General features: G+C 71.8%; 14 protein-coding genes. 9 read left to right on the forward strand and 5 right to left on the reverse strand.

Annotated elements, in window-relative coordinates; genetic code table 11:
- Positions 1 to 126: 126 nt before the first annotated feature.
- Positions 127 to 501, forward strand: coding sequence for a nucleotide pyrophosphohydrolase (locus Q0741_RS05865; protein WP_298232260.1), 375 nt, complete (start codon positions 127 to 129; stop codon positions 499 to 501).
- 10 nt (positions 502 to 511) lie between these two features.
- On the opposite strand, the gene Q0741_RS05870 is transcribed toward Q0741_RS05865, so the two are convergent.
- Positions 512 to 1,018 carry an Lrp/AsnC family transcriptional regulator gene (locus tag Q0741_RS05870; protein ID WP_298232261.1) on the reverse strand — a complete coding sequence of 169 codons (507 nt, stop codon included), beginning with the start codon at positions 1,016 to 1,018 and terminating at the stop codon, positions 512 to 514.
- 128 nt (positions 1,019 to 1,146) lie between these two features.
- Between Q0741_RS05870 and Q0741_RS05875 the strand changes: the two genes are divergently transcribed.
- The 4 genes from Q0741_RS05875 (at position 1,147) to Q0741_RS05890 (ending at position 6,984) form a co-directional block, all read left to right on the forward strand.
- Positions 1,147 to 4,725, forward strand: a complete 3,579-nt coding sequence (locus tag Q0741_RS05875) for an indolepyruvate ferredoxin oxidoreductase family protein (protein WP_298232262.1) — start codon at positions 1,147 to 1,149, stop codon at positions 4,723 to 4,725.
- Between the two features lie 32 nt (positions 4,726 to 4,757).
- Positions 4,758 to 5,447, forward strand: a complete 690-nt coding sequence (locus Q0741_RS05880) for a nucleotidyltransferase domain-containing protein (protein ID WP_298232263.1) — start codon at positions 4,758 to 4,760, stop codon at positions 5,445 to 5,447.
- A complete protein-coding gene (locus tag Q0741_RS05885; RefSeq protein ID WP_298232264.1) occupies positions 5,431 to 5,709 on the forward strand; it encodes a hypothetical protein in 279 nt (92 codons plus the stop codon). The genes Q0741_RS05880 and Q0741_RS05885 overlap by 17 nt, the downstream gene beginning before the upstream one ends.
- A 267-nt stretch (positions 5,710 to 5,976) precedes the next feature.
- Positions 5,977 to 6,984, forward strand: coding sequence for an NAD(P)-dependent alcohol dehydrogenase (locus Q0741_RS05890; RefSeq protein ID WP_298232265.1), 1,008 nt, complete (start codon positions 5,977 to 5,979; stop codon positions 6,982 to 6,984).
- 95 nt (positions 6,985 to 7,079) lie between these two features.
- On the opposite strand, the gene Q0741_RS05895 is transcribed toward Q0741_RS05890, so the two are convergent.
- From Q0741_RS05895 to Q0741_RS05905, 3 genes are all read right to left on the reverse strand, one after another.
- Complete coding sequence (locus Q0741_RS05895; RefSeq protein WP_298232266.1) at positions 7,080 to 7,547, reverse strand: BLUF domain-containing protein; 468 nt, start codon at positions 7,545 to 7,547, stop codon at positions 7,080 to 7,082.
- Between the two features lie 243 nt (positions 7,548 to 7,790).
- Positions 7,791 to 8,921, reverse strand: coding sequence for a 3-deoxy-7-phosphoheptulonate synthase (locus Q0741_RS05900; protein WP_298232267.1), 1,131 nt, complete (start codon positions 8,919 to 8,921; stop codon positions 7,791 to 7,793).
- Positions 8,922 to 8,944: 23 nt separating this feature from the next.
- A complete protein-coding gene (locus Q0741_RS05905; RefSeq protein WP_298232268.1) occupies positions 8,945 to 10,375 on the reverse strand; it encodes an FAD-linked oxidase C-terminal domain-containing protein in 1,431 nt (476 codons plus the stop codon).
- Between the two features lie 236 nt (positions 10,376 to 10,611).
- Between Q0741_RS05905 and Q0741_RS05910 the strand changes: the two genes are divergently transcribed.
- Complete coding sequence (locus tag Q0741_RS05910; protein ID WP_298232269.1) at positions 10,612 to 11,643, forward strand: nitronate monooxygenase; 1,032 nt, start codon at positions 10,612 to 10,614, stop codon at positions 11,641 to 11,643.
- 247 nt (positions 11,644 to 11,890) lie between these two features.
- Positions 11,891 to 12,550, forward strand: a complete 660-nt coding sequence (locus tag Q0741_RS05915; RefSeq protein ID WP_298232270.1) for a hypothetical protein — start codon at positions 11,891 to 11,893, stop codon at positions 12,548 to 12,550.
- 9 nt (positions 12,551 to 12,559) lie between these two features.
- Here Q0741_RS05915 and Q0741_RS05920 read toward each other — a convergent pair whose 3' ends face one another.
- On the reverse strand, positions 12,560 to 13,126 hold the full coding sequence (locus Q0741_RS05920; RefSeq protein WP_298232271.1) for a DNA-3-methyladenine glycosylase: 567 nt from the start codon (positions 13,124 to 13,126) through the stop codon (positions 12,560 to 12,562).
- A 187-nt stretch (positions 13,127 to 13,313) separates the two neighbouring features.
- Between Q0741_RS05920 and Q0741_RS05925 the strand changes: the two genes are divergently transcribed.
- Complete coding sequence (locus Q0741_RS05925) at positions 13,314 to 18,548, forward strand: alpha-2-macroglobulin (protein WP_298232272.1); 5,235 nt, start codon at positions 13,314 to 13,316, stop codon at positions 18,546 to 18,548.
- A 31-nt stretch (positions 18,549 to 18,579) separates the two neighbouring features.
- Positions 18,580 to 20,439 (forward strand): penicillin-binding protein 1C (pbpC, locus tag Q0741_RS05930; protein ID WP_298232273.1); only part of this gene is annotated, 1,860 nt, incomplete at its 3' end.

Consider the following 20,439-nt stretch of genomic DNA (forward strand, 5'->3'; position numbering starts at 1 on the left):
CTGAAATATCCCCGTCACACCCGCGCAGGCGGGTGTCCACGAACGCCGGGCTGCGTCCTGGTTGGCGTGGGTGCCCGCCTGCGCGGGCATGACGGGGAACTATTTCAGCTTCGATCAGGATGTGGAATGAACCTACAAACCGCCCCGATGCTCCAGCGCCTGCTCGACGTCACCGCGCTGGAAGCCGCGCTGCAGCGCTTTGCCGACGCGCGCGACTGGAACGGCTTTCACACGCCGCGCAACCTGGTGCTGGCGCTCACCGGCGAGGTGGGCGAGCTGGCCGAGCTGTTCCAGTGGCTCACGGACGAGCAGGCCGCGCGCATCGCGCAGGAGCCCGCCACGGCCCGCGCGGTGCGCGACGAGCTCGCCGACGTGCTGATGTACCTGGTGCGGCTGAGCACCGTGCTGGGCGTGGACCTGGACGCGGCGGTGCGGGAGAAGTTCATTGCCAACGGGGTGAAGTACCCGGCGCCGGATGCGGGCCGCAGCGGCCCGGCCTGAAGCGGCAGGCTCATCCCTTCTTCGGCTTGCCGAGGGCCGCTCCCCGCGCCGGCAACTCGATCGGCAGCCGCGTCTCCGACTTCACCTCCTTCATCACCACGCTGGAGCGCACGTGCGTGACGCCGGGCAGGCGGAAGGCGGTTTCGTGCAGGAAGTGCTCGTAGGCCTGGATGTCGGGCACCAGCACCTTGATGACGTAGTCCGCCTGCCCCGTGGTGGACCAGCAGGCCACGATCTGCGGGCTCTGCGCCACCGCCGCCTCGAAGCGCTGCACCTCGCCCTCCTGGTGCCGGCTGAGGTTGATCTCCGCCAGCACGCACAACTGCAGGTTCACCTTGGCGCGGTCCACCAGCGCCGTGTAGCCGCGGATCACGCCCGCGGCCTCCAGCTCCTTGATGCGCCGCCAGCACGGCGTGCTGGACAGGCCCACCGCGGCCGCGAGCTGCTGCACCGTCTGGCGCGCGTCGCGCTGCAGTTCGTTGAGCAGCAGCACGTCCTGGCGATCGAGCAAATCCATTCCGCTTTACTCCCGAATGTGGAAATGAATTTCCATTTCAACCCGGATTCCGCGAAAAACAAGTAACTCTTTCCCGAAGCCACGCCCTACCCTTTCCCGTTATCAATGAGCAGCCCGGAGAGCGCGCCATGACGACGGAGACAAGACCATCCTTTTCCCCTGCCCTGCAGGACTACCGGCTCGACGACGCGCTGTGGGCGCACGGCGGGCGCGTCTTCCTCAACGGCACGCAGGCCCTGGTGCGGCTGCTGCTGATGCAGCGCCGCCGCGACGCCGTCGCGGGGCTGGACACGCGCGGCTTCGTCAGCGGCTACCGCGGCTCGCCGCTGGGCCTGGTGGACCAGACGCTGTGGCAGGCCGGCGAGCGGCTGCAGGCCGAGGGCGTGCGCTTCCTGCCGGCGATCAACGAGGAGCTGGGCGCCACGGCCGTGCTGGGCACGCAGCGCGTGGAGTCGGACCCCGAGCGCACCGCGCAGGGCGTGTTCGCGCTGTGGTACGGCAAGGGCCCGGGCGTGGACCGCGCCGCCGATGCGCTCAAGCACGGCAACGCCTACGGCAGCTCGCCCCATGGCGGGGTGCTGATGGTCGCGGGCGACGACCACGGCTGCGTCAGCTCCTCCATGCCGCACCAGAGCGACCAGCTGTTCCAGAGCCTGCACGCGCCGGTGCTCTCCCCGTCCAGCGTGGCCGAGATCCTGGAATTCGGCCTCTACGGCTGGGCGCTGTCGCGCTTCTCGGGCTGCTGGGTGGGCCTGACCGCGCTGTCGGAGGTGGTGGAAAGCGGCGCCACGGTGGACCTGGACCTGGTGAACGCCCGCGCCGCGGCCTGGCTCGACGGCGACGCGGTGCGCGGCCTGACCGGCTTCACGCCGCCGCCCGACGGCCTGCACTACCGCTGGCCCGACTTCCCCTCGCTCAAGATCGAGGAGCGGCTGCACCTGAAGCTCGACGCGGTGCGCGCCTTCGCCCGCGTCAACAGCATCGACCGCCGCGTGGTGGAGCCGCGCGAGCCGCGCGTGGGCGTGCTCACCGCGGGCAAGGCGCACCACGACTTCATGGAGGTGCTGCGCCGGCTGGACGTCTCCACCGAGACGCTGGCCGCGCACGGCATCCGCGTGCAGAAACTGGGGCTGACCTATCCGATCGAGCCGCGGCGCGCGCTGGACTTCTGCGAGGGCCTGTCCGAAGTGCTGGTGATCGAGGAGAAGGGCCCGGTGGTGGAGACGCAGCTGCGCGAGCTGCTGTTCAACCGCGCGCGGCGCCCCGCCGTCGTCGGCAAGCGCGACGCCGACGACCGCCCGCTGGTGTCGGCGCTCGGGGAGCTGCGGCCCTCACGCCTGATCGAGCTGGTTGCCAACTGGCTGGTGAAACACTGCCCCGACCTGGACCGCCGCGCGCTGGTGCGCGACTTCACCCTGCCCGAACTGCTGCACAACGAGGCGGACGGCGTGAAGCGCATGCCCTGGTTCTGCGCCGGCTGCCCGCACAACACCAGCACGCGCGTGCCCGAAGGGTCGAAGGCGCACGCCGGGATCGGCTGCCACTTCATGGCCAACTGGATGCAGCGCGACACCGAGGGGCTGATCCAGATGGGCGGCGAAGGCGTGGACTGGGTTTCGCACGCGCTCTTCACCCGCGTGCCGCACCTGTTCCAGAACCTGGGCGACGGCACCTACGCGCACTCGGGGCTGCTGGCCATCCGGCAGGCCGTGGCCGCGGGCACGACCATGACCTACAAGGTGCTCTTCAACGACGCCGTGGCCATGACCGGCGGCCAGCCGGTGGACGCGCCCATCAGCGTGGACGGCCTGGCGCGCCAGGTGGAGGCCGAGGGCGTGCGGCAGATCGCCGTGGTCTCGGACGGCATCGGCAAGTACGCGCGGCAGCACGGCCGCTTCCCGGCCGGCACCACCTTCCACGACCGCGCCGAGCTCGACGCCGTGCAGCGCCGGCTGCGCGAGGTGGCGGGCGTGACGGTGCTGATCTACGAGCAGACCTGCGCCGCCGAGAAGCGCCGCCGCCGCAAGCGCGGCACCTTGCCCGACCCGGCGCGGCGCCTGTTCATCAACGAGGAGGTGTGCGAGGGCTGCGGCGACTGCAGCGTGCAGAGCAACTGCGTGGCGGTGCAGCCGCACGAGACGCCGCTGGGCCGCAAGCGCCGCATCGACCAGGCCGCCTGCAACAAGGACTATTCATGCGCCAACGGCTTCTGCCCCAGCTTCGTGAGCGTGCTGGGCGGGAAGCCGCGGCGCAAGGTGGGCTCGCTGACGGACCTGGGCGCCTTCGTGCGCAAGGTGGACGATTTGCCGCGCCCGGCGCCGCACGACTGGGACGGCCCTTATGACCTGCTGATCACGGGCGTGGGCGGCACGGGCGTGGTGACGGTGGGCGCGCTGGTGGCGATGGCGGCGCACCTGGAAGGCAAGTCGGCCTCGGTGCTCGATTTCATGGGCTTCGCGCAGAAAGGCGGCTCGGTGCTCAGCCACGTGCGGCTGGCGGACCGGGCCGAGCGGCTGAACCAGGTGCGCATCGACACCCAGCAGGCCGATGCGCTGCTGGCCTGCGAGCTGGTGGTGGGCGCCAGCCCCGACGCGCTGCAGACCGTGCGGCGCGGGCGGACGCGCATCCTGGCCAACGTGCACGAGGTGCCGGTGGACGAGTACCTGCGCAACCCCGACGCCACGCTGCGCGTGCCGCAGCTGCTGCAGAAGTTCCACTTCGCCGCCGGCGAGGAACTGGTGGAGACGCTGGACGCGCAGGCGCTGTGCGAGACCTTCATGGGCGACACGGTGGCGGCCAACATCCTGGTGCTGGGCTACGCCTGGCAGCGCGGCCTGGTGCCGGTGAGCCTGGAGGCGCTGCACCGCGCCATCGAGCTCAACGGCGTGGCGGTGCAGGCCAACGAGCTGGCTTTCTCGCTGGGCCGGCTGGCCGCGGGCGACCCGCGCGCGCTGCTGGCGCTGGGCAGCGCGGAGGTGGAGGCACCGCCCGCCGATGAGCCGCTGGAAGCGCTGCGCGCGCGCGGCATCGAAGTGCTCACGGCCTACCAGAACGCGGCCTGGGCCCGCCGCTTCGCCAAGCTGGTGGACGAGGCCGCGGCGCGCGAGCGCGCCCTCGGCGCCGACGCCTCGTTGCCCTTCAGCCGCGCCGTGGCCCGCAGCCTGCTGAAGCTGATGGCCTACAAGGACGAGTACGAAGTGGCGCGGCTGTTTGCCGACGGCGGCTTCGAGCGCCGGCTGCGCCAGCAGTTCGAGGGCGAATTCAAGCTGCGATTCCACATGGCGCCGCCGCTGCTGGCGCGCGAGCGCGGCGGCCGCCCGCCGCGCAAGTGGACGCTGGGTCCCTGGCTGCTGCCGCTGCTGCGCGTGCTGGCGCACGGCAAGGTGCTGCGCGGCACGGTGCTGGACCCCTTCGGCGCGACGGCCGAACGGCGCCTGGAGCGCGAGCTGATCGCGCAGTACGAGCAGCGCGTGCGCGAGCTGCTGCCGCTGCTGAGCGCGGAAAAGCTGCCGCTGGCCGTCGAGATCGCCCGGGTACCGCTGAACATGCGCGGCTACGGCCACGTGAAGGCCGCCGCCGTGGCGCAGGCGCGGCTGCGCGAGGCGGAGCTGCTGTACCGCTTCGACCCGGCGCACCACCCGCGCCCGGCAGCCTCGCGCGCGGCGGGGCAGATCCGTGGCATCCGGGTGACGGCGGGGGCGCATTGAGGCGGTCCATGTGTTGACCACGAGTCGATCACATGCCCAATTTGGGCAAAGCAAAACCCGAATTGGGTACGATTAAACCCAGTATGGGCATGTCACAAGCACTCGACTCGCGGGCATCCAAGGCGCCAGTGGTTCGCGGCGGCCTTTCGGATGCGCTGTTCAGCACCACGCAGCAGCGTGTGCTGGGCCTGCTGTTCGGACAACCGCAGCGCAGCTTCTACGCCAACGAGATCATTGCCTTGACACAGAGCGGCTCCGGCGCGGTGCAACGAGAACTGGCCCGGCTGGCGCAGACCGAGCTGGTCACCGTGCGGCAACTGGGCAACCAGAAGCACTACCAAGCCAACCCGGACTCGCCGATCTACGCCGAGCTGTGCGGCATCGTGCAGAAGACCATGGGGTTGGCCGAGCCGCTGCGCGCCGCTTTGGCGCCTCTGGCGACGCACATCCGCGCCGCCTTCGTGTTCGGCTCCGTAGCCAAGCGCCAGGACACCGCCAGCAGCGACGTGGACCTGATGCTCATCAGTGACGACCTGGGCTACGGGGAGTTGTTTGCCGTGCTGGAGCCCTTGAGCCAACGGCTGGGCCGTGCGGTGAATCCAACGATCTACACGCCAGCCGAACTGCACAAGCGCATTGGGCGCGGCGATGCCTTCATCACCCGCGTACTGGCGCAGCCGCGAATCTGGTTGATGGGAGACGAGCATGCCCTCACCGCTTGAGAACCTTTGTGGTCCCGGCAAGGACCTGCGTGCAGAGGCGGCCGATGCGGCCGAATTCGCCGGCCTGCTGCGCTCGGGCCTGGCCCGGCTGGCTGATGCGTCCAAGGCGCCGCTGTCGCTCGAAAGCCGCTTCGACCTTGGCTACAACGCCTCCCACGCCCTGAGCCTGGCGGCGCTGCGCTGGCACGGCTACCGCCCTGCCAACCGCTACATCGTCTTCCAGGTGTTGCCGCATACGCTGGGCCTGGGCCCCGAGGTGTGACGCGTACTGTCCAAGTGCCATCAAACCCGCAACCTGGGCGAGTACGAAGGAGATTTGGAACTGGACGAGCGTCTGGTCACTGACTTGATTGCGGCCTGCAGCGCCGTTGCGGCACGGGTAGAGGCCCTGGCGCCCATCGCCAAGCCATAAGCGGCGGACGTCACAGCCCGAGTAGCCCGAGTACGGTTCGCAAGGGCTGCCCATGATTGAAGGGAGCCTTCTGCGCTAGCCTCGCCTGCCTCGACACTTGAACGAGGAAAGAAAGACATGCGAGGCATCGTGTTACGCGCCCCGGGAGGCTTGGAGCGTCTGGAAGCCGCCAACCTGCCCGACCCCGGCGCGCCCGGCCCCGGCCAGATCCGCGTGCGGTTGCACGCCAGCTCGCTCAACTACCACGACTACGCCGTGGCGCTGGGCGCCATTCCCGCCGCGGACGGCCGCATCCCCATGTCCGACGGCGCCGGCGTGGTCGAGGCCGTGGGCGACGGCGTGAGCGAATTCGCCGTGGGCGACGCGGTGGTGTCGGGCTTCTTCCCGACCTGGCTCGAAGGCCCGGCGCGCGTGGGCGACTTCGCCACCGTGCCCGGCGACGGCATCGACGGCTACGCGCGCGAGGCGGTGGTCGTGCCCGCCACCTGGTTCACCCGCGCGCCGCGCGGCTACAGCCACGCGGAGGCCGCCACGCTCACCACCGCCGGCCTCACGGCCTGGCGCGCGCTGGTGGTGGAAGGCGGGCTGAAAGCCGGCGACACGGTGCTGGTGCAGGGCAGCGGCGGCGTGTCGGTGTTCGCGCTGCAACTGGCCAAGGCCATGGGCGCGCGCGTCATCGCCACCTCCTCCTCCGACGAGAAGCTGGAGCGGCTGCGCGCGCTGGGCGCCGACCACCTCATCAACTACCGCCGGCACGCCGACTGGGGCCGCCTGGCGCGCGAGTGGACCGGCGGCGTGGGCGTGGACCACGTGGTGGAAGTGGGCGGCCCGGCGACGCTGGCGCAATCCATCGAGGCGGTGCGCGTGGGCGGCCACATCGCGCTCATCGGCGTGCTCACCGGCCTCGGCGGTGACGTTCCCACCGCGGCGCTGATGGCCAAGCAGGCACGGCTGCAGGGCCTGATCGTCGGCAGCCGGCGCATGCAGCGGGAATTCGTCGCCGCGCTGGAAGCCACCGGCATCCACCCGGTGATCGATTCGACCTATGCGCTGCAGGAGCTGGCCGACGCCTTCCGCCACCAGGGGGCCGGGGCGCACTTCGGGAAGATCTGCGTGGCGATCTGATCAGGCCACCGCCCACAGCACTGCTCCCCGTTCGCCCTGAGCTTGTCGAAGGGCTCAGCCGAACGGGCTCGCTTTCATCACGGGCGAAGCGAGCCTCAAGCCACCGCCAGCCCGTTGTTGCGGCTGTAGTGGCGCAGCAGCTCCAGCGCCACGCTGGGCCGGGCGCGCAGGCGGGACTCGTCGAAGCCCCTGTGGAACAGCGGAGCGAGCTCGGCCGGCAACCCGTCGTCCTCGGCCTCCGCGTCCGTCGCCGCCGGGTCCTCTTCGAGGCAGCGGTAGGCCATGGCCCAGTCCGCGAAGGTGCGCTCCGCCACCGGCCCCTGCACCAGCACCGTGACGCGGCGGTGACGCAAGTCGCGCCGGACGCGATCGAACAGCGCCTTCACGGCCGCTTCCTCGCCTTCGAGCAGCTGCATGAAGCCGCCGTGCGCGTACAGCAGCATCCCGGTGATGCCCAGCGCGCGGTTGCGGCGCACGGACGTGGCCAGCAGTGCCTGCAGCTCGGCCCGCGTGGGCTCGTCGCCGCTCACCATGCTGATGTAGATGACTTGGTACAGCGCCATGGACTGCCTTCCGTGGAGTCGGCGGATGGAGGCATGTCCCCGGCCCGGCTGCCGTGACCGGGCGGAGAACAGCGGGTCCGGAACACTGCAACCCGGCCGGCGTTGCGCCCCGGGGGCCGTCCATGCGGACGGCCAGGGAGCGCGGCCCGGCCTCTTGGGCCGGGGTCGCCGTGACTGCAACAACCGCTCATTGTTGGACGCCGCACCTTTCCGGTGCCTGACGTTTCAGCGGTGTGTGGCGCTTCAGCCCTGTGCCGCCGCGCGCCGCTGGCCCACCGCCTCGGCCAGCCGCCGCAGCACCCCGGCCGTCTGTGCCCAGCCGATGCACGCGTCGGTGATGGAGACGCCGCGCTGCAGCGCCACGCCGGGCTTGAGGTCCTGCCGCCCCTCCTCCAGGTGGCTCTCGATCATCAGCCCCGCGATGCGGCGCTCGCCCGCGGCGATGCGCGCGGCGATGTCGTCCGACACCTCGATCTGGCGCCGGTGCTGCTTGGCGGAGTTGGCGTGCGAGCAGTCCACCATCAGCGTCTCGCGCAGGCCGGCCTTGGCCAGGGCCGCGCAGGCGGCGTCGATGCTGGCGGCGTCGTAGTTGGGGCCGCGCGAGCCGCCGCGCAGGATGACGTGGCAGTCGTCGTTGCCGCGGGTCTCGAAGATGGCCGCCTGGCCCATCTTGGTCATGCCCATGAAGGCGTGCGAGGCGCGCGCGGCCTGCAGCGCGTCCACCGCCACCTGCACCCCGCCGTCGGTGCCGTTCTTGAAGCCCACCGGGCAGCTCAGGCCCGAGGCCAGCTGGCGGTGGCTCTGGCTCTCGGTGGTGCGCGCGCCGATGGCGCCCCAGCTCACCAGGTCGGCGATGTACTGCGGGCTCAGCAGGTCCAGGAACTCGGTACCGCAGGGCAGGCCGAGCGCTGAAATCTCCAGAAGCAGCTCCCGGGCTTTCCTGAGCCCTTCGTTGATGCGAAAACTTCCATCGAGACGAGGGTCATTAATGAAACCCTTCCAGCCCACGGTGGTGCGCGGCTTCTCGAAGTACACGCGCATGACCAGCAGCAGCTCGCCCTTGAGTTCCTCGTCCAGCGCCTTGAGGCGGTGGGCGTACTCCATGGCCTGGCCGTGGTCGTGGATGGAGCACGGCCCCACCACGACCAGCAGCCGGTCGTCGCGCCCGCGCAGCACATCGGCCGCGGCGCGGCGGGCGTTTTCCACCAGCGCCAGCACCGCGTCGGACACCGGCACCTCGTCCAGCAGCAACGCCGGCGAGATCAGCGGGCGCACCGCGCCGATGCGCACGTCGTCGATGCGCGTGAGGTCCTGCGTGGAATCGGCACTGCCGGCTTCGTGGTCGTGCTGGGGGTCGTCGATGCGTTGGGTCATGGCGCGGGCCTGGACTGCGGGGGTCAAAGGTCGAAGATTTTCCCCGGATTGAGGATGTTCTTCGGGTCCAGCGCCCGCTTGATGGTGCGCATCAGCTCCACCGCGCCGGCGCCGGCCTCCTCCACCAGGAAGCCCATCTTGTGCAGCCCCACGCCGTGCTCGCCGCTGCAGGTGCCATCGAGCTGCAGCGCGCGGTGCACGAGCTTGTGGTTGAGGTCCTCGGCCAGCGCGCGCTCCTCGGCGCTGTTGGCGTCGATCAGGTAGCCGAAATGGAAATTGCCGTCGCCCACGTGGCCCACCAGGAAGTACGGCAGCCCGGAGGCGTCCACCTCCGCCACCGAGTCCAGCAGGCAGTCCGCCAGGCGCGAGATGGGCACGCAGGTGTCGGTGGACATCACGCGGCAGCCCGGGCGCGACTGGATCGCGGCGAAGTACGCGTTGTGCCGCGCCGTCCACAGCCGCGTGCGCTCCTCCGGCGTGCTGGCCCATTCGAAGGCCTGGCCGCCGAACTCGGCGGCGATCTCCTGCACCGTCTCGGCCTGCTCCTTCACGCCCGCGGGCGAGCCGTGGAACTCCATCAGCAGCATGGGCTCCTCGCGCAGGCTCAGCTTGGAGTGCGCGTTGACCATGCGCACGGTGTTGCCGTCGATCAGCTCCACGCGCGCGATGGGCACGCCAAGCTGGATGGTCTGGATCACCGTGCGCACCGCGGCCTCGATGCTCGGGAAGGAGCACACCGCCGCCGATACCGCCTCGGGCAGCGGGTACAGGCGCAGCGTGATCTCGGTGATCACGCCCAGCGTGCCCTCGCTGCCCACCATCAGCCGCGTCAGGTCGTAGCCGGCGCTGCTCTTGCGGGCGCGGGTGCCGGTGCGAACGATCTTGCCGTCGGCCGTGACCACCTCCAGCGCCAGCACGTTCTCGCGCATGGTCCCGTAGCGCACGGCGTTGGTGCCCGAGGCGCGCGTGGCGCACATGCCGCCGATGGAGGCATCGGCGCCGGGGTCGATGGGGAAGAACAGGCCCGTGGACTTCAGCTCGTCGTTGAGCCGCTTGCGCGTGATGCCGGGCTGCACGGTGACCGTGAGGTCGTCGGCGTCGATGGACAGCACCTGGTCCATGCGCGAGAGGTCCAGGCTGATGCCGCCCTGCACCGCCAGCAGGTGGCCCTCCAGCGAGGAGCCGGCGCCGTAGGGGATCAGCGGCACCTCGTACTGGCTGCACAGGTCCACCACCTCGGCCACCTCGGCGCTGCTCTGCGCGAACACCACCGCCGCCGGCGGCGGCACGGTGAAGGTGGACTCGTCGCTGCCGTGCTGCTCGCGCACGGCCTGCGCGGTGGAGCAGCGCGCGCCGAAGCGCGCCTGCAGCGTCTCGATCAGCGCCTGCGGCACCGGGCGCTGGCGGACCACGGGAAGCGCCGCCGCGGCGCGCCCGGAAACGGTGTCTTGCATGGTGTTGTCTCCGTGGATTCGGCCGGCGACTGGCGGCCGGCTCGCGGGGAAAGGCAGGGACTATAGGCGCCGCCTCCAGCCCCTCCCGCCGCCCGCCAGGCGCCCGGGCGCGGCCGTCCCACGGCGTGAACGAATGGCGCGGGCAAGCGCCGCGCCGGGCACGGCCGGGGCGGCAGGCCCGGGTCCCGGGGCTGCGCCGCGCCGCGAAAATCGACGTCCACCTTCAAGGAGACGCCATGCACCTTGCCCAATGGCTGGGAACCGACCTCCCGCTGATCCAGGCCCCCATGGCAGGCAGCCAGGGCGGCGCGCTCGCCATCGCCGTCAGCAATGCCGGCGGCCTGGGCTCGCTGCCCTGCGCGATGCTCACGCCCGAGGCGCTGCACGCCGAGCTGTCCGAAATCCAGGGCGGCATGCGCCGCCCCTACAACGTCAACTTCTTCGCCCATACGCCGCCCGTGCCCGATACGGCGCGCGAGCAGTGCTGGCGCGAAACCCTGGCGCCCTATTACGCCGAATTCGGTATCGACCCGGCCGACATTCCCGCCGGCCCCGGCCGCGCGCCCTTCAGCGCCGAATTCGCCGCGGTGCTGGAGGAATTCCGCCCGCCGGTGGTGAGTTTTCACTTTGGCCTGCCGGCGCCGGAGTTGCTGGCCCGCGTGAAAGCCTGGGGGGCGAAGGTGCTCAGTTCCGCCACCACCGTCGAGGAAGCCGTGTGGCTGGAGGCGCACGGCGCCGATGCCGTCATCGCCCAGGGCCTGGAAGCCGGCGGCCACCGGGGCATGTTCCTGGCCGAGGACATCACGACCCAGCTCGGCACCTTCGCGCTGGTGCCGCAGGTGGTGAAGGCGGTGCGCGTTCCCGTCATCGCCGCCGGCGGCATCGCGGACGCGGCCGGCGTGCGCGCCGCGCTGGCGCTGGGCGCGGCCGGGGTGCAGGTCGGCACCGCCTACCTGCTGGCCGAGGAGGCCACCACCAGCGCGGTGCACCGCGCGGCACTGCAGAGCGAAGCCGCCCGCCACACGGCGCTGACGAACCTCTTCAGCGGCCGGCCGGCGCGCGGGATCGTGAACCGGCTGATGCGCGAGATCGGGCCCATGTCGGCCGCGGCACCGGCCTTCCCGCTGGCGACGGCGGCCATCGCACCGCTGCGGGCCCAGAGCGAGGCGCAAGGGTCCGGCGAGTTTTCGCCGCTGTGGGCGGGGCAGAACGTCAGCCCGTGCGCCCGGCGCTCGGCGGCCGACATCACGAAGTCCTTCTTCCAATAGCCTCGTGCAGGCGGGCATCCCGGCTTGCGCTCGCCGGGATGCCCGCCTCCGTCAGGGCCAACTCTTGTTACCAGCGCCGACATTCTGAAAAACACCTGCGCTTCAATGTCTTTGGCCGCAGCCGAAGAACGTTGCAGCAAGCCGGGACATGCGTAGCCGCGATGCGCGAGGAAGCTCGTGCAGTTCGAGAAATACCGCCGCTCCGGCCTCCCCCGTCAGGGGACGGGGGATTCCAAGAGATCGACCTATGCGCTCCAAGTCCTGGCGCCTGCGCCTCGCTGTGTCCGGTTTTATGTTTGCTGCGGCAATCTGTCACGCCGCGCCGGCCGTTGGCAATTCAGGCTGCCAGCCCTCCGTCACCGTGCGCACTTTGCCCTTGAATTACACCGAGGTGGATACCGGCGACGTGCGCGCCGTCACGGCATTGAATCGCAATTCCTCGCTGCCGCTGACGCAGAACAGTTTCGGCCTGGGTTCCACCTATGCCGAAAGCCACGTCATGGTGAGCTGGAAGAAGGACGCCCAGGGCTGCCCGGCGCTGGACCTGCAGGTGAGTTATCACAAAACCACCGTGCACGTCGCCAGCGAATTGCGCGAAAACGCCTGCGCCTTCGACCACGTGCACGCGCATGAAATGAACCACCTGGCCATTTACCGGCGCTGGCTGGACGAATCGCCGCAGCGGCTGGGTGAATTCTTCAAGCAGCGTTTCGAGTCCCTGGCCGCCATGGATTCCCTGAGCCGCAACCAGGAAACCATCCGCCTCGCGCTGGCGGAATTCGGCAAGGTGCGCGCGCAGCACGACGAATTCGATTCCGCGGCCGAATACGACCACAACCAGGCGGTCTGCGATCGCTTCATTCCCAAAATGCTGGACCGCCTGAAGGCCGAGGGCAAGCTGCCCTGATTCAATTCTTCAATTGAAACCCCGGCTGAGGAATTTCGAGCCCTTCAGCCCGAAACGCCAGAGCTCGTGCGCGGCCTTGGTGATGCCGATGCGCGGCCCCACCAGCAGTTCCACCGGCTCGGCCGGGCCGGGCAGCAGTTCGAAGGGCGGCGCGTCCAGCGGCAGCCCGTCCAGCGAACGCGTGATGCCCAGCGCCTGCGCCAGCCGCCCAGGGCCCGCGCACAGCAGCTCCAGTTTCTCCACGCCTCGGCGCTCGCGCATGCGCTCCAGCCCGTGCGTGGGCTCCAGCGCCCGGATCAGCACCCCGGCGCCATGCCCGGCTTCGCGGCACACGAAATTCATGCACCAGTGCATGCCGTAGGAGCGGTAGACGTAGGCATGCGCCGGCGGGCCGAACATGGAGGCGTTGCGCGGCGTCTTGCCCGCATAGGTGTGCGAGGCCGGGTCGGCCTGGTCGTAGGCCTCGGTTTCGACGATGCGGCCGCCCACGCCATCGATCAGCAGCGTCACGCCGATGAGCTGCCTCGCCACGAGCAGCGATTCGGCGGAGAAATCAATGTCCACAAGCAGGGTCATGAGTCGATTCTGGCGGGCGTGAGCAAGCCTCCTGCCGCGTCCGGCCCGCCGCGTCGCCGACGCCTCTGTCGGCCGGACGGAGAAAAGTCCCGGTCCCGCCACGTTCCAGCCGGTTGCTATTGCCCATGGCACCGGTCGGCGGCGGGGCTACCGTGTGCGTTCCAATTCCACCTGGAGGAGAAGCCCCATGGCGAACAGCGTGGCGAGGAACAAGCGCGGTCTCTGGGCCGCTGTCGTGGTGGTGGTGCTGGCCGTCCTGGCGGCGGCCGCATGGTGGTGGAACCAGGGGCGACAGTCCTCCACGGTCGGCACGGCCCTCGCCGACCCCGACGCCCCCTTCACCGCGCTGGACTGCAAGCCACGCCTGCTCGATGACCGCCCGGCGCTGGCCATCGTCTTCTCCCAGCCGCTGGACCGGCGCCAGGGTTTCGGCCACGCGCTGCGCGTGGTGGACCTGGGCCCCGCCGATGCCGACGGCGAGGTGAAGGAGCGCGGTGCCGAGCAGCCCGCCGCGTCCGCTCCCGGCGCACCGCCGGCTGGTTCCGCGCCCAACGAAAAACTGCTGCAGGGCGCCTGGGTGGTGGGCGACAACCCGCGCCTGCTCTATTTCCCCTTCATCCAGCCGCAGCGGCGCTTCCGCATCGAGGTGGCCGACGGGTTGAAGGCACAGGACGGGCGTCGGCTCGCGCAAGCCCACCGCTGCGAGGTCGCCAGCGAGGCCATGCCGCCCTCCTTCTTCTTCGCCAGCCGCGGCGTGGTGCTGCCGGCGGGCCAGAACGGCGGGCTGCCCGTGGTCACGGTCAACGTGCCGGAAGTGGACATCCAGTTCCTGCGCGTGGAGCCGGCGCAGCTGCCGCGCTTCCTGGAGCGGGTGGCGGGCGTGCGCAAGGGCGCGCGCGGCGAGGACGGCGAAACGGGCGACACCGACGCGCAAGGCTACACCGGTGACGACGGCAGCCGCCGGCTGCAGGGCCTGGTGGGCGGCTGGGAGCTGGACCAGCTGCGCCAGAGCGCCACCAGCGTGCACCTGGGCCGCTACGGCACCGACCCCACGCCCAACAAGCGCCATGTGAGCTTCATCCCGGTGGAGCAGATCGCCGAGCTGCAGCAGCCCGGCGTCTACATCGCCGTGATGACGCAGCCGGGGCGCTTCTCGGACGAGTACCAGGTCACCTACTTCCACGTCAGCGACATCGGGCTGCAGGCGCGGCGCTACGCCGGCTCCATGGACGCCTTCGCCAGCTCGCTCAAGTCCGGCGAGGCGCTGCGCGGGGTGCAGTTCGAGCTGCTGGACGTGAACGGCCGCTCCCTCGCCCGCGCAGCGGGCGACGCCGAGGGGCATGCCCACTTCGACGGCGCCTTCGAGCAGGCCGCGCTGCTGGTGGCGCGCCGCGGCGAGGGGGCGCAGGGCCAGATGAGCGTGCTGGCGCTGCGCGCGCCGGCACTGGACCTGTCGGAATTCGAGATCGGCGGCCACCCCTCGCGCAACGTGAAGCTGTTCGTGTGGGCCGGGCGCGACCTGTACCGGCCGGGCGAGCGCTTCGAGCTGTCGGTGCTGATGCGCGACGCCGATGGCAAGGCGCTGCCGCCGCAGCCGCTGACGGCCACGCTGAAGCGCCCGGACGGCCGCGGCGTCGGCACCAGCGTCTGGAAGCCGGAAGAGACGTTCCCGGGCTACGCGCGGCATGCCGTGGCGCTGCCGCCGGACGCCCAGACCGGCACCTGGCAGCTGGAGCTGCGCGCCGACCCGGGCGCCAGGCGCGCGGACGCGGTGTGGAAATTCCAGGTCGAGGAGTTCCTGCCCGAGCGCATGAAGCTGGAGCTGTTGACCGCGCGGGCGGTGCTGCTGCCCGGCGACGACTTCGAGGTGGCGGTGCGCGGCGACTACCTCTTCGGCGCCCCGGCGGCCGGCAACCGGCTGCTGGTGGCCGCCACCAGCTCGCGCCAGCGCGAGGCCCTGCCCCGGCAATGGCCCGGCTTCGTCTTCGGCGACTTCGCCGATGACGACCGCACCAGGCGCGAGGAGCTGGACGAGCAGACGCTGGACGGCGAGGGCCGCGCCCGGGTGCGCCTGCCGCTGCCCGACCTGCGGCCGGCCTCGCCGATGCTGGTGCGCGGCAGCTTCAGCCTGCTGGAATCGGGCGGGCGGCCGGTGGTGCGCTCCATCGAGCGCGTGCTGTGGCCGGCGCCCAAACTGCTGGCGCTGCGCCCGCTGTTCGACCGCGACGTGGCGCCGGACAACGCCACGGCAGAGTTCGAGCTCATCCGCGTGGACCCGCAGGGCCAGCCGCAGCCGCTGAAGAAGGCGCCGCTGCGCCTGGTGCGCGAGGACCGCCAGTACTACTGGCGCTACGACGACCAGAAGGGCTGGAACTCGGGCTACACCGAAACCGAGGAGTTGATCGAGTCCGGCCAGGTGGCGCTGCAAGGCGAGCGCACGCGGGTGTCACTGCCGGTGCGCTGGGGCCGCTACCGCCTGGAGGTGGACGACCCCGAAACCGGGCTGCGGCTGCGCTACCGCTTCCACGCCGGCTGGGGCGCGCAGGAGGCCGAGGACATGGGCAACCGGCCGGACCGCGTGCAACTGAAACTGGCGCAGGCGCCGCTGAAGGCGGGCGACCGGGCGCAGCTCAGCATCACGCCGCCGCACGACGGCACGGCCATCGTCACGGTGGAAGGCGACCGCCTGCTCTGGAGCCAGCGGGTGGACGTGCGCGCCTCGGGCACGCGCATCGACATCCCCATCGACCCCGCCTGGGCGCGGCACGACCTGTACGTGGCCGTCACCGCGCTGCGCCCGGGCAGCCAGGGCGACCGCGTCACGCCGGCGCGGGCGCTGGGGCTGATCCACCTGCCGCTGGCGCGGCAGGAGCGGCAGCTCAAGGTGGCGCTGCAGGCTCCGGCCAAGGTGCTGCCCGAGAAGCGCGCCACCGTGCGCGTGAAGGCCGAGGGGCTCAGCGGGCAGGCGGCGCTGGTGACGCTGCACGCGGTGGACGTGGGCATCCTCAACATCACGCGCTACGCCACGCCCGACCCGCTGGACTTCTTCTTCGGCCGGCACCGCTACGGCGCCGAGCAGCTCGACCTCTACGGCAAGCTCATCGAGAAGATGCAGGGCACCACGGCCCGGCTGCGCTGGGGCGGCGACGCCGGCCCGCGCGACAGCAAGAGCCTGCCCAAGAAGGTTCGACTGGTGGACCTGTTCAGCGGCCCGGTACAGCTCGACGCCCGGGGCGAGGCCGAGATCGGGCTGGACATCCCGGACTTCAACGGCACGCTGCGCCTGATGGCGGTGGTGGCGACGGCCGACCGCTTCGGCAAGGCGGACGCGGAAATGGTGTCGGCCGCGCCGCTGGTGGCCGAGCTGGCGATGCCACGCTTCATCGCGCCCGGCGACAGCGCCTTCATCGCGCTGGACGTGACCAACCTCAGCGGCGCGCCGCAGCAGGTGAAGGTGCGGCTCGAAGGCGCCGAGCCGGTGCGCGTGGGCGGCGCGGAGCAGTCGCTGTCGCTCAGGCACCAGCAACGCGCGACGCTGCGCTTCCCGGTGGAGGCGACGGACGCCTACGGCCTGGGCCGGCTGCGGCTGCAGGTCAGCAGCGCCAGCGGGCTGAAGATCGCGCGCGAGTCGGTGCTGCAGGTGCAGCCGGCCACGCCGGCCGAGCGGGAGGCGCGGCGCCTGCGGCTGGAGCCCGGCGGCGAGCTGAAGCTCGACGCGGCAGCGCTGGAGCGCTTCCACAAGGGCTCCGCGGCGCTGTCCATCGCCGTGTCTGATGAACCGCCACTGAACCTGCGTCCGCTGGTGCAGGGGCTGCTGGACTATCCCTACGGCTGCCTGGAGCAGACCGCCAGCGCGGCGTACCCGCACCTGTTCATCGACGAAGGGGCGGCGCAGGCGCTGGGGCTCAAGCCGCGCAGCCGCGAGGAGCGGGCGCAGTTCGTCGAGGGCGCGCTGGGGCGGCTGGCCGGCCTGCAGAAGGCCAATGGCGGTTTCACCTTGTGGGGCGATGGCGGCTACGAAACCTGGCTCTCGGCCTACGTCATGGGCTTCATGCAGGACGCGCGGGACCAGGGTTTCAGCGTGCCGGACGCCTTCTACCGCAAGGCCCAAGGGTGGCTGCTGCAGGAGCTGCAACAAGCGCCGAACCGCTTCCCGCAGTGGCCTGCGGCGCTGCAGGCGACGCTGGGCGCCAGCGGCGCGGGCACCGCGGCGAAGGCAGCGGCTTCTTCGGCCTCGGCCGCCAGCGGCGTGGACGGCCCGGCGCTGAGCGCGCGCGACCGCCGGCTGCTGCGCGACAGCCACCAGCGCTTCGCCGAGCTGGCGCACGCGGGCTACGTCCTGGCGCGCGACCAGAAGGCGCCGCTGGCGATGCTGCGCTACCTGCACGACCAGCAGCGCGGCAAGGCCCGCTCGCCGCTGCCGCTGGTGCACTTGGCCATCGGCCTAAAGCTCATGGGCGACGAGGGCCGCTCGCAGGCGGCGCTGGAGGAAGCGCTGCGGCGTCCCTACGGCCTGCCAGGCGCTCGGGTTTCGGCCTGGGGCGAGGAATGGCTGGGCGACTACGGCACACCGGTGCGCGACCTGGCGCTGGCCTCCGCGCTGCTGGCCCGGCACGAAATGAAGCTGCCGCGGCGCGAGAGCCTGCTGTTCGATGCCATGGACCGCCTGAACGGGCGCCACTACCTCTCCACGCAGGAGCGCCTGGCGCTGTTCCTGGCCGGGCGCGCGGCCGGCATGGCAAGCAGCGCGGCGGGCCGCGAGGGCTGGACGGCGCAGCTGAGCATCGGGGACACGGCACAGGCGCTGGCCTCGCGCGGCACCGAGCAGCGCAGCCTGGACGCCGCGGCGCTGGCGCGCGGCGTGTCGCTGCTGAACCGGAGCGCGCGGCCGCTGTTCGTGGAGGCGGAGGCCAGCGGCTACCCGCTGAAGGCGCCGGCCGTGCGCGGCGACACCATCGAGCTGCAGCGCGCCTGGTTCGATGCCTCGGGCCAGCCGCTGGCCGAGGGCAAGGCGCTGAGCGTGGGCGAGCTGCTGATCGTGCGCGTGATGGCACGCGCGAGCCGGCCCATCGAGGACGCGCTGATCGTGGACCGCGTGCCCGCCGGGCTGGAGGTGGAGAACCTCAACCTGTCGCAGGGGCCGAAGGCGGAGGAATTCAGGGTGGGCGACACGGACGTGGCGCAGGCGATGGCGGACAGCCGGGTGAAGCACCGCGAGTACCGCGACGACCGCTACGTGGCCGCGGCGCGGCTGGACCGCGAGTGGCTGCCGGTGTTCTACATGCTGCGCGTGGTCAGCCCCGGGCGCTTCGTGGTGCCCGCGCCCTTCGCCGAAGCCATGTACCGGCCGGAGCTGCGCGGCGTGGGCGCGGCGGGCGCGCCAGTGGTGGTGAACGATCCGCGGGGAGAGGCGGGACAGTGAGGCGGCAGCCGCTGTCTGCGGAAGGGCGACCATGACCCGCCCCATCGAGCTGGCCCTCGCCGCCGCCCTGGCCCTGCTGCTCGACCTGGACCTGGCCTGTCCTCCCCCCATCCCGCGCGACGCCCCCGGCGCCGTCGTCGTGGCCCGCGACGGCACGCCGCTGCGCACCTGGCCGGATGCGGACGGCATCTGGCGCCAGCCCGTCACGGCCGAGGAGGTCTCGCCGCTGTACCTGCAGGCGCTGCTGGGCTATGAGGACCGCTGGTTTTACTGGCATCCCGGCGTGAACCCCGTGGCGCTGGCGCGCGCCGCCGCGCAGTGGCTGCGCCACGGGCGCATCGTCTCCGGCGGCTCCACGCTGACCATGCAGGTGGCGCGGCTCATCGACCCGCCACCCACCGGCAGCAGCCGCAGCCTGCGCGCCAAGGCGCGCCAGATCGCCCGCGCGCTGCAGCTGGAGCTGCGGCTGTCCAAGCGCGAAATCCTCACCCTGTACCTCAACCGCGCCCCCATGGGCGGCATCGTCGAGGGCGTGGAGATGGCCAGCCGCGGCTACCTCGGCCGCCCGGCCCTGCACCTGAGCGCGGCGGAGGCCGCGCTGCTGGCCGCCCTGCCCCAGGCGCCCTCGCGCCTGCGCCCGGACCGTTCCCCCGCCGCCGCGCAGGCCGCGCGCGACAAGGTGCTGCAGCGGCTGCAGGACCTGGGCACCTGGGACGCGCGCACCGTGGCCGACGCGCGGCTGGAGCAGGTGGCGGCGCAGCCGCTGCGCGCGCAGTGGCTGGCACCGCTGGCAGCCGAGCGGGTGCGGGCCCAGGCACGCGCCAACGGCACGCCGGGCGCCTCCCTCCGGCCGCCGCGCGGCCCCGCGCCCACCGTGCTGCGCACCACGCTGTCGCCCGAAGTGCAGGCTGGCGTGGAGCGGCTGCTGCTGGACCGGGTGGACGCACTGCCGCCCAGGGTCTCCATGGCCGCGCTGGTGATGGACAACGACACGCTGGAGGTGCTGGCCTACGCCGGCTCGGCCGACTTCGCCGATCCGCGCCGCGCCGCGCACGTGGACATGGTCCGCGCCGTGCGCTCGCCGGGCTCGACGCTGAAGCCGTTCCTGTACGCGCTGGCGCTGGACGAGGGGCTGGTCCATTCCGAGAGCCTGCTGGTGGACGCGCCCCAGTCCTTCGGCGGCTACCAGCCGGGGAACTTCCAGGCCAGCTTCAGCGGCCCGGTGAGCGTGGCCGAGGCGCTGCGGAAGTCGCTCAACGTGCCGGCGGTGGACCTGCTGGAGCGCCTGACGCCCCAGCGCTTCGCTGCCGTGCTGCGCGCCGGCGGCCTGCGCCTGCGCATGGCGCCGGGCGCGCAGCCGAACCTGAGCCTGATCCTGGGCGGGGCCGGCACCACGCTGGAGGAACTCGTCGGCGCCTACCGGGCGCTGGCGCGCGGCGGCCTGTCCGGCACGCCGCGGCTCACGGCCGAGGCGCCGCGCGTGGAGGCGCGGCTCATGAGCGCGGGCGCGGCCTTCATCGTGCGCGACATCCTCGAAGGCGGCGGCCATCCCGAGCGTCCCTTTGCCGAGGGCACGCGCCGGCTGGCCTGGAAGACCGGCACCAGCTTCGGTTTCCGGGACGCCTGGGCCGTGGGCGTCACCGGGCAGCACACGGTGGGCGTGTGGGTGGGCCGGCCCGATGGCACGCCCAACCCGGGCTTCTTCGGCGCCAACGCCGCCGCGCCGCTGCTGCACGAGCTGCTGGCGCTGCTGCCCGAGGGCGAGGTGCCGTCCGCGCCGCGCGTGCCGCCGCCGGGCGTGGCGCCGCTGCACAGTTGCTGGCCGCTGGGCTTGAGCGCGCAGGCCACCGCGCCGCGGCACTGCCTGGTGCGCCGCACCGGCTGGATGCTC

The organism is uncultured Azohydromonas sp., assembly GCF_937926365.1.
Lineage (GTDB): Bacteria > Pseudomonadota > Gammaproteobacteria > Burkholderiales > Burkholderiaceae_C > Azohydromonas.

What these genes read in the sequence shown, in the direction of transcription:
- Q0741_RS05925 (WP_298232272.1), top strand. Translation starts at nt 13,314, where the DNA reads ATGGCGAACAGCGTGGCGAGGAACAAGCGCGGTCTCTGGGCCGCTGTC.
- Q0741_RS05905 (WP_298232268.1), bottom strand. Translation starts at nt 10,375, where the DNA reads ATGCAAGACACCGTTTCCGGGCGCGCCGCGGCGGCGCTTCCCGTGGTC.
- Q0741_RS05870 (WP_298232261.1), bottom strand. Translation starts at nt 1,018, where the DNA reads ATGGATTTGCTCGATCGCCAGGACGTGCTGCTGCTCAACGAACTGCAG.
- Q0741_RS05890 (WP_298232265.1), top strand. Translation starts at nt 5,977, where the DNA reads ATGCGAGGCATCGTGTTACGCGCCCCGGGAGGCTTGGAGCGTCTGGAA.
- Q0741_RS05865 (WP_298232260.1), top strand. Translation starts at nt 127, where the DNA reads ATGAACCTACAAACCGCCCCGATGCTCCAGCGCCTGCTCGACGTCACC.
- Q0741_RS05880 (WP_298232263.1), top strand. Translation starts at nt 4,758, where the DNA reads ATGCCCAATTTGGGCAAAGCAAAACCCGAATTGGGTACGATTAAACCC.
- Q0741_RS05900 (WP_298232267.1), bottom strand. Translation starts at nt 8,921, where the DNA reads ATGACCCAACGCATCGACGACCCCCAGCACGACCACGAAGCCGGCAGT.
- Q0741_RS05885 (WP_298232264.1), top strand. Translation starts at nt 5,431, where the DNA reads ATGCCCTCACCGCTTGAGAACCTTTGTGGTCCCGGCAAGGACCTGCGT.
- Q0741_RS05875 (WP_298232262.1), top strand. Translation starts at nt 1,147, where the DNA reads ATGACGACGGAGACAAGACCATCCTTTTCCCCTGCCCTGCAGGACTAC.
- Q0741_RS05915 (WP_298232270.1), top strand. Translation starts at nt 11,891, where the DNA reads ATGCGCTCCAAGTCCTGGCGCCTGCGCCTCGCTGTGTCCGGTTTTATG.
- Q0741_RS05895 (WP_298232266.1), bottom strand. Translation starts at nt 7,547, where the DNA reads ATGGCGCTGTACCAAGTCATCTACATCAGCATGGTGAGCGGCGACGAG.
- Q0741_RS05910 (WP_298232269.1), top strand. Translation starts at nt 10,612, where the DNA reads ATGCACCTTGCCCAATGGCTGGGAACCGACCTCCCGCTGATCCAGGCC.
- Q0741_RS05920 (WP_298232271.1), bottom strand. Translation starts at nt 13,126, where the DNA reads ATGACCCTGCTTGTGGACATTGATTTCTCCGCCGAATCGCTGCTCGTG.